9 protein-coding genes are annotated in these 11,836 nt (G+C 47.2%); 5 read left to right on the top strand and 4 right to left on the bottom strand.

Features of this window, described 5'->3' with window-relative positions; genetic code table 11:
* Positions 1-104: 104 nt before the first annotated feature.
* The gene (locus ACR2PX_RS03280; protein ID WP_433997931.1) at positions 105-1,910 is read right to left on the bottom strand and encodes a M13 family metallopeptidase; all 1,806 of its coding nucleotides are present in this window, start codon (positions 1,908-1,910) and stop codon (positions 105-107) included.
* Between the two features lie 352 nt (positions 1,911-2,262).
* Here ACR2PX_RS03280 and ACR2PX_RS03275 point away from each other — a divergent pair, with 352 nt between their 5' ends.
* Positions 2,263-3,969 carry a hypothetical protein gene (locus ACR2PX_RS03275; RefSeq protein WP_433997930.1) on the top strand — a complete coding sequence of 569 codons (1,707 nt, stop codon included), beginning with the start codon at positions 2,263-2,265 and terminating at the stop codon, positions 3,967-3,969.
* A 5-nt stretch (positions 3,970-3,974) separates the two neighbouring features.
* On the opposite strand, the gene ACR2PX_RS03270 is transcribed toward ACR2PX_RS03275, so the two are convergent.
* Both ACR2PX_RS03270 and ACR2PX_RS03265 read right to left on the bottom strand, forming a co-directional pair.
* Positions 3,975-4,286, bottom strand: coding sequence for an NGG1p interacting factor NIF3 (locus tag ACR2PX_RS03270; protein WP_433997932.1), 312 nt, complete (start codon positions 4,284-4,286; stop codon positions 3,975-3,977).
* 36 nt (positions 4,287-4,322) lie between these two features.
* The gene (locus tag ACR2PX_RS03265; RefSeq protein ID WP_433997929.1) at positions 4,323-5,516 is read right to left on the bottom strand and encodes a 1-acyl-sn-glycerol-3-phosphate acyltransferase; all 1,194 of its coding nucleotides are present in this window, start codon (positions 5,514-5,516) and stop codon (positions 4,323-4,325) included.
* 488 nt (positions 5,517-6,004) lie between these two features.
* Between ACR2PX_RS03265 and ACR2PX_RS03260 the strand changes: the two genes are divergently transcribed.
* From ACR2PX_RS03260 to ACR2PX_RS03245, 4 genes are all read left to right on the top strand, one after another.
* Positions 6,005-6,571 (top strand): tetratricopeptide repeat protein, encoded by a 567-nt coding sequence (locus tag ACR2PX_RS03260; protein WP_433997928.1) that lies wholly within the window; start codon positions 6,005-6,007, stop codon positions 6,569-6,571.
* Positions 6,572-6,615: 44 nt separating this feature from the next.
* Complete coding sequence (locus ACR2PX_RS03255; protein WP_433997927.1) at positions 6,616-6,864, top strand: DUF2007 domain-containing protein; 249 nt, start codon at positions 6,616-6,618, stop codon at positions 6,862-6,864.
* Positions 6,865-6,866: 2 nt separating this feature from the next.
* Positions 6,867-7,532 carry an SOS response-associated peptidase gene (locus tag ACR2PX_RS03250; RefSeq protein WP_433997926.1) on the top strand — a complete coding sequence of 222 codons (666 nt, stop codon included), beginning with the start codon at positions 6,867-6,869 and terminating at the stop codon, positions 7,530-7,532.
* A 162-nt stretch (positions 7,533-7,694) separates the two neighbouring features.
* Positions 7,695-8,921 carry a trypsin-like serine protease gene (locus ACR2PX_RS03245; protein ID WP_433997925.1) on the top strand — a complete coding sequence of 409 codons (1,227 nt, stop codon included), beginning with the start codon at positions 7,695-7,697 and terminating at the stop codon, positions 8,919-8,921.
* 143 nt (positions 8,922-9,064) lie between these two features.
* On the opposite strand, the gene ACR2PX_RS03240 is transcribed toward ACR2PX_RS03245, so the two are convergent.
* Entirely contained in the window at positions 9,065-11,659 is a 2,595-nt protein-coding gene (locus ACR2PX_RS03240) for a TRAP transporter permease (protein WP_433997924.1), read from the bottom strand.
* Positions 11,660-11,836: the final 177 nt, after the last annotated feature.

Below are 11,836 nucleotides of genomic sequence, written 5' to 3'. Positions count from 1 at the left end.
CGGATTTGGCCATTTTTTATGATTCTTTTCGTTGAATAGCTCGCTATTCGCCTCAAATAATCATAAAAACTGTCTCAAACCGGACTTTTTCTCGCTACGGTCGGCTAAGTCCGACAGACTCCTAGAATGGCTTGCAAGGCTTTTTCTCGAATTTTCTCTCTCCATAAGGAGGTCCAGGTAATAAAGAACCTCTGTTCCTGACTGAAAGGCAGACTGGTTTGAGATGCCTTACTTTGTTCATCGGTTTTCATAAAGGCATGGTAGGCGAGTGTTACACCTCCCAGGTCAGCAATATTTTCCCCCAGGGTTAACTGGCCATTGACCTGTAAATGGCCCAAAAGAGTATATTGGTTAAACTGTTTAACCAGTTTTTCTGCGATTTGGTTGAATGCTTCTTCATCCTCTTCTTGCCACCAATTTTCCAGACTTCCTTGTGCATTATAGAGTCGGCCTAAATCGTCAAAGCCATGGGTGAGTTCATGGGCAATGAAGGCTCCTGTAGAGCCATATTTTTCGGCAAGGCCCGTTTCAGGGTCATAGAGCGGTGGCTGTAAAAAAGCCGCTGTTAGAATAATTTCGTTTTTCTTTTCTACGTATTCAGCATTAACCGTTTGAGGCGTTATTGCCCATTTGTTTCGGTCAACGGGTTGGCGCAAGGAGGCTATGAGTTTGCCTGTTCTTGCATAATGGGTTTTAAAGTGAGTGGTCAGGAAACCGTCTGAAGCTTCCAGATGGAGCCTGTCGTAGCTTTCCCATTGATCGGGGTGTCCGATCTTCGTTTTGATGGCGGCCAGTTTTTCTCTGGCTTTGGTTTTGGTTGCCTGGGTCATCCAGGTCAGCTGATCGATTCGCTCCATGAAGGTCGATCTTATGTTTTCTGTCATGGATTCGATGTCTGCTTTCGTGGCTTGCGAAAAATGATCCTTGACGTAGAGCTTCCCGACGGCAAATCCAAGGTCTGCATTGACCACTTCCAACACTATCTTCCATCGAGGGCGCATTTTTTTTGCCCCGGTGATTTTTTGATTGAAGAATGTCCAGTGTTGCTTGAGTATGTCGGCGGTTAGAAAAGGAGCTGAGGCGTTTATTAGCTTCCACTTCAAATAAGCTTTTATCTCTTCCAGTGAGCTTTCTGAAATCACTTCATTGACGGCTTTAAGGAATTCAGGTTCTTGAATGATCAGATAGGGCTGTGGCTCAATGCCATAGGACTGAAAGTATTGATCGAAATTAAAGTCAGCGTTTTCAGCGACCAATTCAGCGAGTGTTTTTCGGTGATACGTTAGAGTGTCGTCTTGCTTTTTCGTTTGTTCCAAAGTGGCCAGTGCTAACTTTCTTTCTATTAACATTGCGTGATCGGCTTTTTGGTAAGCAGATGGCTCACCGAGATGTTGAAGCATTCTAAATATATGTGAACGGTATTCGTTACGGATTCTAATATGTGTGTCCAGGGTGTAATAGTCACGATTACCCAATGAAATGCCACTGCTCAACAGACTAACAACATTTTTATCACTGTCTTTTCTGTCGGGCGATATATCAACAAAAAAGAATCCATCAATACCCTGTCGGTGAAAGTCGGCCAGAAGCTTGGGCAGTTCATCTTTACTTTCCAGTGAAGCAATAGCTGCCAGAAAAGGATAAATAGGGGTAATGCCCTCTTGTTCAATGCTTGCTTCATCCATGCCGGCTTTATAGAGGTGGAGCGCTTTTCCCTGGTCTGTATCCAGTGCATAGCGGCTCGAACTTATCGCTTGCTCCATTATTTTTTTTAGCGCTCGATGGGTTCGTTCGGCTGCTTCATCCAGTGAATTCCAACTGACTCTTTCTTCCGGTATTTTTGTGCGATCCTGCCAGCCTCCATTCACATATCGGTAGAAATCTTCTCCGGGTGAAGTGGATAGGTCCATATCCTCAACGTTAATACCGCTTGCGAAGATAGGAAGGGCGGTTGTTAAACAAAATGTAAGTAGGATTCTATGAAGAGGCACGCATGAGCTGTTTCGAAATCTTCGCTGATACATAATCGGAGCCTGAGCAATACTTGAATTTAGTGAAGGCAGTTTTTTATTTCTGTATTGGATGAGTTAAATGTGGAGGAAGTATAGTCCTGTCTATCGATACCCCTTCTAATGAATATCTTTTCATCTTATTGCAGAAAATAGTTTATGTTCTGCATATTCAGGTAAAATCCAGGAGCCTGACCGAGAATAGACAGGTCAGGCTCCTAGAAAGCTATTTTTGGAACCAGGTTGAAGCAACGTGAATGACAGGCCGGAAATTACCGATCAGCAGTTAGTGAAACTGGCAGGCGAAAAAGCTTTTTCCCGGGGAAAGGACTACTACCAGGAAGGTCGAGTCGGTGATCTGTCCATTCAGGGGCAGCGGGTTGGCGCTGAAGTAAGTGGTAGCGAGGTGTATCAGGTTAATCTGGTGTATACCCAGAGCGCTCTGGATGGCAGTTGCAACTGCCCGGCTTCTGATAGCATTGATTTTTGTAAGCACTGTGTCGCTGCAGCAATGGTGTTGCGAGATAAAGTCTCTGTACCTCATGTTAAAAAAGGGGCGCAGGCCACCGATGTACTGGAAGCCTATCTACTGCAAATGCCCAAAGAAGAACTGGTGGGTCATTTTGTTGAAATGATAGACGGTAGTCGTGCAGTGAGAGAAGAATGGTTACTTAAGGCTGAGACGGCCGTGGGGATCATGGATCGAAAAACCATTCGCAAGCGAATCACTGCAGCCATTCCCTATAATCGCCATTACTTTCGCTATGCTCAGGTCAGGCAATATTTTGCCAATGTCGAGCATGTACTCTCCAGCCTTGAACCGCCTCTGAAAAAGCTGGCAGCAACTGATCAGATGGAACTGCTTGATTACGCTATGTCCAGAATCGTGCGAGCACTGGAAACGGTGGATGATTCCGGAGGTTTCAGGTTTGATCCAATAGCCCAGATACAACGGCTCTATGTTGAGGCCTTTGGTGCCTTGAGTTGGTCTGAAGAATTGAAAGCTCTGCATCTGATCGAGTTGCTTATCAATGATGAAGAAGAGTGGCATGGTCGTATTCCAGATGATTTCAGCGACGTCCTGAATGCAGAGTGCCTGGATGCTTTTCTTGATATCGCCCAGGTTCGTTGGGATGAGCTGCCAAGATTGAAAAGTAACAGCTGGCGGGATCGCTTGTCTTATGACCGGTTGCTGAGAGTTCTGGAAGTTGTACCCAAACTGGAAAATGACTATCAGACGCTGATCCGGCTTTATAAAAAGATAGCCAGAACCGAGGAAGAGTATCTGGTCATTGCTCGCAGTTACATGGAATTGGGCGACTATGACGATGCCCAGAATTACCTTGATAGAGCGCGGCAGAACAGTCGCTTCAGTGAGTCTGCTGAAATTCATGAATTTCAGCAGACGTTGTTATTGAAGACAGGTCGAAGCTCTGAAGCGTTGCAGGATGTCTGGGCGCAGTTTACAGAGTCGCCGACGCTGTCGACCTTTGAGCATCTTATGGAGCTTTCTGAGCAGCTAACCAGTAATGAGAATGACTGGCGACAGAAAGCTATAGACTGGATGAAAGAACGTGTAGCTAATACTCAGGGGTACCACCATCATCGAGTCTTAAATACGCTGATGATGACCTATCTTTCGGAGTCCGACCTGGAGTCAGCCTGGCAATTGGTCAAAGAGGCCGTTCCTGATGTTACCTTGCTCTATGAGCTGAGAAAGCATTTTCGGCAGGATGGAGAGCGTTCTCGTACTATCTATGAGAAGCTGATTCAGGATTGCGTACAGAAAAAAACGAATAAAAGTTATCAGGAAGCCGTTGAACTACTGGTCGAGTGTCAGCAGATACTGGTAGAGCAAAATCAGCAACAGGTATTTTCTCAGTGGCTGATGACGCTACGAGAAGAATATAAGATCAAAAGGAACTTTATCCGTTTTCTGAATGAGCAGTTTCCTGAGTAGTCCGCTCAGGAAACTCGTATCGGCCAGGTTTCAAAAGCAGGCTCTTCATAAGGGTGGGCAGATCTCAGTGCTGAAATGGCGGCTTCCAGATAGGCACCTTCACAAATCATTTCAACCTTGAATTCTTCAACGGTTTCCACCTCACCCTGTTTGCCAAGAAAAGGGTCGCTGCCCTCCAGTGGTCTGAATTGACCCTGACCGGAGGTTTGCCAGCAGCAGCTGTCATAGTTCTCATACCGACCTGCACCGGCAGCAAAGACCGCAGTCTTCACTGCTTCAAGGTGGCTTTCAGGGACAAAAAAACAGAGCTTATGCATAGTCATGGCTTGTAGTCCCTACTATTTGTTCATCACTCAGGACTGGGCCCAACGAAAGTGATTGATCACCGGATTGGTGTACATTTTCAGGAACCAGTGCTGGTGGGGTTCAGGGCACTGGGCCAGCCTTTCGTTGAACTCTCTGGCTTTACTGTCCAGGGCCTCTTCGGGGCAATACCGCTCAAACAGAGCTTCTAAAGATAACTCTGTTACTTCTGGGTATTCACTGCGTAGCCGGTCAAAGGCGATCAGATTTGAAGCAAACAGGCGGTAATTCTGGTGAATCTGACGATCAACCTCTTCAACCACCTGGTTGGCATTTTCGTATTCGTCAGTCAGTGGCGTACTAAAAGCAACGTGAACTTTGCCCTTGTAGCCTTCAATGCCGGTCACAATGCTCTGCAGGTCTTCACCCTCGAACTTTTCGTAATTACCCTGTTGTTCTGTTTCATAGAGCTCTTTGGCCTTGGCCTTGTCACAGGGGTCGTATTCATAGGCAATGGAGACCGGTACCAGATTCATGGAGCAGATGCTGTCTGCAAACGAGCTGTCCGCTGCTTTTCGGCTCATATGAAACATTTTGATGATGGCGGAATCGGTTTTGTCGTTACCGTCTTTCGCCCGACCTTCACTCTGGGCGATCCAGACCGGATGCCCGGTATCGATAGAGTGGTGAATATAGGCTGACAATGTCTGATACGCTTTGAGCTTTTGTCTGCGACCTTCTACTGACCGTTTGACAATGAAACTCTTGTTCAAGCGCATCAGGTCACTGACAAAGGGTCTCTGCAGCAGGTTATCGCCGATGGCTATTCGAGCGGTTTGCATGCCGTGCTTATAAATAGCCAGATTGACAAATGCAGGGTCCATCACAATGTCCCGGTGATTGGACAGAAACAGATGAGCCTGTTGTTTATCGAGCTTGTCCAGTCCGGAAAAGCTGATACCGGCGGTACTGCCTTCAATCACCCGGGACAGGTAAGGTTCAATCACTTCTTGCAGGCCATCAATATCATGGATGTTCTTCAGCTTGTATCGCAGCCCCATTGAAGTCAGCCAGCCTGCAAGACTGTTCAGATAGCCGGGTACACGGGGGTACTGATGGTGTACCAGTGCCTGAATAAGCTCACGGTCATGCAACAGGCGGTCGAGGACAGGCCTTACTTCTTGATCGTGATAGGGGCGGATTTCTTCAAAACGTTCCATCTGTTCCGGACAATTGCCTTTCATAACAGTCATGAGTGAAAGCGATGATATTCATCATAAAAATGATATAAAACTTTCACAGTTAATTAAGCCCTTGATTATATAGGCATTACCTTGAGGGGTCTGTAGCCGGGATGTGGCACTTTGTAACGGTTTGAGATTTAAGTCAGGTGTAAGTACCCAACCCATTGCTTTCGTATATTTTGACGGCAGCTTTTTCCAGCCTGCTGCGCTCCAACTCTGGTTAAGTAGCTAAGGCTACGCGCCCGCCGTTGTACCCGAGGGCAAAAACGCCTTGAAGGCTGAAAAAACCTACTCGTCAAAATATAGCGAAGCAAATGGCAGGGTACGTATAAGTTTTTGTTTATGTGGATTTAACAAATTTGCCTGCTACTCACTGCTGCTAGCTTGCAGTATTCCCCGTCTTGAATGTGTATACTCTGCGCCTGAATACCGCGTTCAAATAATGAAATGACTGAGCAGTTATCTGCTCTAATGGCTAGAGGTGGTAGATGTCATTGAACAAAAAATGCCAGGGTGGGCTACTGGCAATCACATTACTGTTTACCCTGAATGGCTGGGCTGCGGATTTTTCCGGTCTGTTGAAACAGGCAAAATCAGGTGATGAGAAAGCCATGCTCGAAGCTGGCAGTCTGCTGGTAACCGGAAAAGCCAAGCCAGAGAATTCCAGTCAGACCCTTTCTTTACTGCAACCTTTGGCGAACAAAGGTGATGTTCAGGCTGAACTTATGTTGGGGAAGGCCTATCGTGATGGCCTGGGCGGCGTTGCTAAAGACCCTAAAAAAGGTTTTGAACTGATTGAGCTGGCAGCAGGTCGTCAGGGCAAGAATGCAGAAGCTCAGTACGAGCTGGGGAAATCCTACTATAAAGGAGCAGGTACGGACCGAAATCTGATCGCTGCCTATATGTGGACTTCTTTGAGCCTGGAAGATTCTGAGGGAGATTTTATCCCAGCGGCCCGTAAACAGAAGCAGGAGCTGTCTGAGCAGCTTAACAGCGCCCAGAGAACCAAAGCTAACGAGCTGGTCAGCCAGATCAAGACGGTCTACCTGAAATAAGTTCAGACCTTCCTTTACGACGGTGGCTGTGTTTTCATAAAACCATGATCAAGATATTCAGTCCTGATAACCCCCTTGAGGCTCAGTGCCTCAAGGACCTCCTCGATAGCCATGGCATCGCCTGCCATCTGGCTGGCAGTTATTTAGCGGGTGCCATTGGTGAGCTGCCTGCTGCCGGCCTGCTGGCTCTTTATGTAGAAGACTACGATGCAGGCCTGGCCAAAGAGCTGATCGAAGATTACCTCAAAGCGTCACCGGTTGTGGAAGACTCAACACAAGTTCAGGAAGACTGATTATGTGTGGTCGTTATACTTTGATGGCTGACTCAATCAACCTTAGTTGGCTGGGTATCCGTCAACCACAGGTCAATATTCCTTCCTATAATGTGGCGCCGGGTGAACAGGTGCTCATTATCAAAAATAATGAGAAAGATCAGCCAGAACCTGCCCGGGTTAAATGGGGGTTGGTCCCTCACTGGCTGCAAGATTTTTCCAGAGCCCAGATTAACGCAAGAATTGAAACCGCTGCAGACAAACCGATGTTTCGTGATGCTCTCAGAAAGCGGCGTTGTCTGATACTGGCCGATGGTTGGTATGACTGGCAGAAAATTCAGGGTCGCAGTCAGCCATGGTTTATCCGTCCGAAGTCAGGTGGTTTGTGCGTGTTTGCCGGTCTTTGGGAAAACTATCCTGTGGATGACCAACTGAGTTTTGAATCCTGTGCGATTCTTACTAGCCCTGCTATCAGTGCTATAACGCCTTTGACCGAGAGAATGCCCGTTCTACTGCAACAAAATCAGGCAAATGATTGGCTCGGTAAGGGTTATGAGACGGTCCTTGCGGGTCAGATTAATCCGGTTGAGACTATAAGCAGCCTGTCTTTTTATAAAGTGGGCAGGACAGTTAACAATGTTTCAAACAAGGGACAAGAGTGTGTGCAGAAGCTGACAGCTCGCAATTAGGTGCTTGTCTAAGAGAGATCCTCTGGATATCAGCCCTTTCAGGTCTATCTGACTGTAAAAACGGTAGCTGTCTGCCGTACATGAGAATGAACTTTTCAGACTTATCCATGTCCAACCAGATTCTATTGTCATTACTATTTCTTACGAAGAATAAGGTGAATTATGAGAAAAGGATTTCTATCTGGTTATTTACTGGCACTCTTTTTTTTATTCCTGCCAGCTGTTACCCAAGCGATACAAAGTGGCCATGAGGTTGAAAAGGGTCAGTTCGCGTTTGTAGGGAGAATGGCTTTTTATGATGATAATATTGAAACTTCTTGCTCAATTGTATTAATTGCACCCGATAAAGTCCTGACTTCGGCACATTGTTTGGTAAGCTCGGTAACAGGGGATATTAGTCGAGCTATTCGTGATGGAGCTTATATCTGGATTTCTTTTCCTAATTCGTTTGGATATAGCTCATTTCTGGATTACCATGCCACACGATTAATTCTACATCCGGCCTACTTGCGAGAGACCTACCTTAATGGTGATATGGTCAGACACTTTGATGTTGCACTTTTGGTCTTGAATAGAGATGTGGAATCAGTTGAGTCTATACCTATTCAGGACATTGTTCCCGAAGATCGTCACATCAGAAGTGGTGTACAGTTAGGTTTTGGTGGCTCTGGTTCAGAGCCTGTTCTCAGGTCATTTATTTTTGACTACACAGCGTCTGACTGTGCTCAGAACAGTATCTGCAATGCTGACCGCACTTTAAGGTTTACTGAGCCTGGTGACAGTGGGGGGGCGACCATATCGTTAGAGACACCGCATGCCTTATTAGGCATACATAGCGCTATTGAATATAAAACATCGCCTTTGGTGATGAAACCTGTAATTAATGGTACTGCGGATATCGTTGATCTTGAAAAATATCAAAGGCCATTTCTATGGAAGCAAGTTGATTCGGGTGTTTTACCTGATGATAGCTATAGGTTTTCCGATGATACTGTCCCCTGTCGACAGTTGGATGCACAAGGGGAGAAAGTAAGTGGCATTGTTGACAATGGATACTGTAGAAACTTCAAAACTGCTCAACTTTCGGACTGTTACGAAATCTTGTCAGATTCAGGATCAAATGTAATTTTGATGGACGTCGATGCCTTGAATTTAGGTGTTTTTTTCGACTCCTACCGTATTAATATGCGCGAAAGACTGATACCAGGAAATGAAGGGTTTTGTTTGGTAAAAGGTCATACTGTGCAATATGGTAGTTTTTATAAAGACGATAAGCATGATGGTCAGGGATACCGTTATTACTGTCATACCACTGATGGGGGTATTCATCGCTATTTTTCCATTCTCTCGACCAGGGATCGCTATGTAGAGTTTGATATTGTTAAGTAGTATCAGTTGCCCAGCCTGTTATCCTTTACTTATCTGAGCTCTTAATGGAAACGCTGTTGGGCTATATCTCTTGATATAAACTTTAGGAGGGGCAGGAGTCAGAAGTTTAGGTGACTTCTGACTCCTGGATTGGTCTGCTTGAATCAGGCAGTTGATGAATGCAGATGGTTTCTGCGTTTCCTTTGCCCCAGGAATATGAGACCCAGCAGCAGAAGCGCTGGAATCCAGATGATCTCCCTTGGCAATCGTTCAGCAGGTGCTTCCAGGGTATCTAGCTTCCAATCGAAGTCGATTCCGGCTTTCTCTGCAGGACTGTCAAAGCCAATCATATCCACGACCAGCTGATTGTCGTTGGCAATGACTTCAAGACCCATTTCTCTGAGTCTTTCCGTGCCTTCGTTCAAGCTGCCGGCTGGCAGTATGGCCAGTTTACTGATGATTCTGCCTTCCAGATTCTCGCCGGAAACCCAAATACGCGCTTCGCTGTTTTCAGGCAGTGTTTCAATACCCTGAACAATCTCGGTTCCCTTAAAGGTTTCATAAGCCGGGAAGATGCGATCCCAGAAGAAGCCAGGGCGGAACAGAGTAAATGCGATCAGCAGTAAAGCAGCGGTTTCATACCAGCGGTTTTTTGTCAGCCAGTATCCCTGGGTTGCGGAAGCAAACACCAACATGGCAATGACTGCACTGACAACGACCATGGCTAATTGCAGCGGACTTTCCACACCGATCAACAGCAGCTCAGTGTTAAAGATGAACATGAACGGCAGAACCGCTGTCCGAATGTCGTATGTGAAGCCCTGGATACCTGTTTTGATCGGATCAGACTGGGCAATGGCTGAAGCCGCAAAGGCGGCCAGACCTACCGGTGGTGTGTCGTCTGCCAGTATGCCGAAATAGAACACGAACAGGTGAACAGCGATCAGCGGTACGATCAGACCAGACTGTGCTCCCAGAGTAACGATAACGGGCGCCATCAGAGTGGAAACCACAATATAGTTAGCCGTGGTGGGCAAGCCCATACCCAGAACCAGACAGATGATCGCGGTAAAAATCAGCATGATGATGATATTGCCGCCCGACACCCACTCAACAAATTCAGTCATGACCAGACCAATACCAGTCAGGGTGACAGCGCCTACAACAATACCTGCTGTAGCCGTGGCGACACCGATACCAATCATGTTTCGGGCGCCGGATGACAGGCCGTCCATCAAATCACGGAAACCTTCACCTTTATCGATACTCTTTATATTGTTTGCTGTTGGCACTTGCTGGCGGAACCACTGGATCATGCCTTTGTGTGTCAGGGTAATGAAGATCATCACAACCGTAGACCAGAAGGCTGAAAGACCGGGTGAGAAACGCTCAACGGTCAGACACCAGAGAAGAACAACCAGAGGCAGCAGGAAATAAAGGCCTCGTTTCAGGGTTGGACCCGTCTCAGGCGTTTGCGTCAGAGTTTCTTCAGAGTCTTCCGGCAGATCGGGCTGAGCAGAGGCCAGTTTGACCAGCAATGCATAGCTGATCAGCAAAGTAGCACCGATGATAGCCGGAGCAAAGTCACCCATGTAAGTACGGGTCCAGCCTGTGCCATAGTAGACGGCAGCTCCAAGGGCGCAGAGTCCGGCAAATGTGCCGGTAAATGACATTAATGCCTGGGCAGCGCTTCTGGTTCTGCTTCTTGGCAGGCCTTCCATGCCAGCTTTAACGGCTTCAAGGTGCACGATGTAGAACAGTGCAATGTAGGAAATCAGGGCTGGCAGTAAAGCAGCTCGGATCACTTCCAAATAGGAAATGCCTACATACTCCACCATAAGAAATGCTGCAGCACCCATGATAGGCGGCGTCAGCTGACCATTAGTGGAGGCTGCCACTTCAATGGCACCTGCTTTGTGGGCTGGGAAGCCGACACGTTTCATCAGTGGAATGGTGAAGGTTCCGGTGGTGACCACATTAGCAATGGAAGAGCCGGAAACAACACCACTGAGTCCAGAAGAAACCACCGCAGCTTTGGCAGGACCCCCTTTCAGGTGGCCAAGCAGTGAAAAGGCGACCTGGATAAAGTAGTTACCTGCCCCCGCTCTTTCCAGCATGGCTCCGAACAGTACAAACAGGAATACGAAGTTGGTAGACACGCCAATGGCTACACCAAATACCCCTTCTGTGGTAATCCAGAAGTGGGACAGCGCCTTGTTCAGACTGGCACCTTTATGGGCAATGACATCGGGCATGTAGGGGCCACCAAAGGTGTAAGCCAGGAACACAATGGCTACGATCATTAAGGGTGGTCCCAGAGCCCGGCGGGTGGCTTCCAGTAACAGGATCATACCGGTACCGGCGGTGATCAGATCCATGGTCGTCGGGGCACCGGAGCGTCTTGCCAGCTCAGTACTGAAAATATAAAGATAAGCAGCACTCAGGCTGGCGGCTATAGCCAGAATCCAGTCCAAAGCAGGAATCCGGTCTCTTGGGGACCGCTTTCTGGCAGGAAAAACTAGAAAAGTTAACAACAGGGCAAAGGCAAGATGAATAGCCCGGGCCTGGGTGTCATTGAAAATGGCTGTTTTGAAAATAAACGGCAGTGGTGAAGCATACCAGAGCTGAAACAGGGACCAGCAGAGTGTGATGGCGATAACGAGACGGCCTGCCAGTCCCGCTGGGGATCTGGCACCCTGGTCAGATTGTTGGACCAGAGCCTGTGCCTCTTTTTCCTGAGAGGTTGTTACGGCTTCCATAGATTTACTTCCTGACAGATTGCACATCCTGTGCGGATAAAACGATTTTGTTGCTAGGAGCCTGTCGGACTTACCACTGACCTACTGCGAAAAAGCCGGATTTGGCCATTTTTTATGATTCTTTTCGTTGAATAGCTCGCTATTCGCCTCAAATAATCATAAAAACTGTCTCAAACC

The sequence above is a fragment of the Endozoicomonas sp. genome (assembly GCF_051008435.1).
Lineage (GTDB): Bacteria > Pseudomonadota > Gammaproteobacteria > Pseudomonadales > Endozoicomonadaceae > Endozoicomonas_A.
This window is presented reverse-complemented; position numbering and strand designations above follow the sequence as displayed.